Source organism: Neobacillus drentensis (assembly GCF_036965245.1).
Lineage (GTDB): Bacteria > Bacillota > Bacilli > Bacillales > Cytobacillaceae > Neobacillus > Neobacillus drentensis_G.
In genome coordinates this window covers 1-2,388 of the sequence record NZ_JBALPG010000247.1, presented here as the reverse complement: position 1 = coordinate 2,388, position 2,388 = coordinate 1, and the positions used below count along the sequence as shown (strand labels likewise).

Below are 2,388 nucleotides of genomic sequence, written 5' to 3'. Positions count from 1 at the left end.
ACAGAAAAAGTGAAATTAAGAATCTGTATACATTTTTTGATATTTGCAATAGCAATTGCAACTTATTCATTTGTCCTTGAAAAATACAGTTCTTTATTTTATTTCAAAAAATGGAATTGGTTTTCTAGTGTAATAAGTAACCTAATTATTTTATATATTGTAAAAAAATTTGTATTTTGGTTTAAAAAGGGACTAGTATAACATTGAATCTTGGGGAAAGTTGTTTTTATGTTGTAAACCTTTCGAGTTTAATAAGCACAGGGTGTACAGTTTAATGGAATTAGGGCCCACGGGTGCTTCGTTCTACCCTGACAACGATTATAATAAAACCACATTGAATAAGGTTAACCAGAACATCTGGCAAGCCTTATAATACAAATAGGTAAAAGAGTTGAAGATCAAAGCTGTTAAAAGGGCAGCTTTTTCTTTTTGTACTAAAGAAGCAGCAGTTTGTTAAAGAAGGAAGTATAATTATAAATAATGATAATAAAGCATAATTTTTATTTTTATATGGAGGTGCTTTTTTGAATAAAGAATGGATTCTAAATGAAAAATTTGAAAGTGAAAAATTGAATAGTAAACTCTATTGGCGTTGTGAACCTAAGAACTGGTTTATTGACACCACTCGTTCTCAACTTGTATTAGAAACTGATGCGGAAACGGATTATTGGCAAAAAACACATTATGGTTTTCAAGTAGATAATGGCCATTTTCTTTATACTAAAACAAAAAAGAATTTTAGAATGACAACAAAGGTTGAAGCTTTACCAAAGTCCAAGTACGACCAAGCAGGGTTGATGATTCGATTCTCAGAGGACATGTGGGTTAAAACTTCATTAGAGTACATACCAAATGGGTTAAGTAAATTGGGGGCAGTTGTTACAAATCAAGGATATTCGGATTGGTCTACACAATATGTAGAGTGTAAAGACGTAAACTTATACTTTCGAATATCTAAGATTGCTCAGAATTGCTATGTTGATTTCTCTTGGGATGGAGAAGAATGGAGACAGATTCGAATCGCTCACTTAGACATTCCAGTTGATTCGCCTATTTTAGCAGGATTATACGCTTGCAGTCCCCAAGGTAAAGAACAGCATGTCCGTTTTGATTTTCTTTCTATTGAAGAACTTTCTAATGACCCAAAAGAAGTTTACTTATAACGATTGTTTGTCTAGAATTCTTTATTTTTTTAATGGTTTTTGGTTCAAAAAGGTAAGGGTGATGCAGCCTTTTTCTTATTACACTACCGCACAGGTAAGTATTATTAGATTGTGGTGATAAAAATGATTTTAGTGAGCTCATGTTTAGCTGGGTTAGAAGTAAGATATAATGGTACGCATTGTTTAGATAAAAAGATACGTCAACTGTTAGAAGAAAACCAAGCAATAAGTGTATGCCCAGAATTACTTGGTGGCTTTTCAACTCCGAGAGAACCAGCTGAAATAGTTGGTGGCAATGGGGACGATGTTCTTAATGGTAAGGCTAAAGTGGTGGGAAAATCGGGTAGAGACGTTACAGAACTCTATATCCAAGGGGCTTATGCAACTCTAAGAAAAGCACAAGAGGTTGAAGCAACAGTAGTCATTCTTAAGGAGTTTAGCCCCTCTTGTGGGAGTTCGATGATTTATAATGGTGAATTTAAAGGTAAGAAAATTGTAGGAAATGGAGTGACTACTGCTTTACTTAAAAGAAACGGAATTCAAGTAGTCGCAGAAGATAGAATTACTGAGTTTCTTCAAGAGAAAATTTAACTCTTCTTAAGCTAACTGGTGCAAGAGTTGAAGATTCTTTGGCATAATCAATAAAGGGAGTGAGTGAACGGGTAATTAAGTAAAGCCTTGTGGTCGTTTTCGCAACTCCCTTTTTTATTTTGCAAACGAGCGCAGGTTGTTCCAGATAGATTAGTTGAAATTTGATCTAGAATATTTTATTTGAAAAAAGTTTAATTAATCGCTCCCTATAGAATCACCATTCAAGATTATATAAAACTTTCATTATTTTGGTAAATTTAGGTTATTGTATGGAGGTAGATGAAAATGAATGTAGCTGAGTTTCAACAATGGGTAAATGATTATTATGAAAGTAGGGGCTGGTCTGAGTTAGATATTTTTATTCGTATTGGCTTTTTAGCAGAAGAAACGGGCGAAGTTGCACGAGCCATAAGAGCTCTTGAGATTGGCCGGGATAGGCCTGATGAAGTAAATGGTTCTTATGAGGAAAATAAACAGGAATTAACTGAGGAGTTAGGAGATGTATTAGGTAATTTAATTGTGATTGCAAATAAGTACAATATTCCTCTAGAAGACGTGTTTCAATCACATAAAAAGAAACTGTCAGAACGTTTTTCTAATGATTAGATTAATAAGTTTTTTTCAACAATCGGGC

3 protein-coding genes and 1 pseudogene are annotated in these 2,388 nt (G+C 33.7%); all 4 read left to right on the top strand.

Annotated elements, in window-relative coordinates; all coding sequences use genetic code 11:
• A pseudogene (locus V7150_RS26435) lies at positions 1-201 on the top strand (CBO0543 family protein); the annotation flags it as partial.
• Between the two features lie 323 nt (positions 202-524).
• Positions 525-1,163 (top strand): DUF1349 domain-containing protein, encoded by a 639-nt coding sequence (locus tag V7150_RS26430; RefSeq protein WP_335524268.1) that lies wholly within the window; start codon positions 525-527, stop codon positions 1,161-1,163.
• A 123-nt stretch (positions 1,164-1,286) separates the two neighbouring features.
• Positions 1,287-1,754 (top strand): DUF523 domain-containing protein, encoded by a 468-nt coding sequence (locus V7150_RS26425; RefSeq protein ID WP_335524265.1) that lies wholly within the window; start codon positions 1,287-1,289, stop codon positions 1,752-1,754.
• A 285-nt stretch (positions 1,755-2,039) separates the two neighbouring features.
• Positions 2,040-2,360 (top strand): MazG-like family protein, encoded by a 321-nt coding sequence (locus tag V7150_RS26420; RefSeq protein WP_335524263.1) that lies wholly within the window; start codon positions 2,040-2,042, stop codon positions 2,358-2,360.
• Positions 2,361-2,388 lie beyond the last annotated feature (28 nt).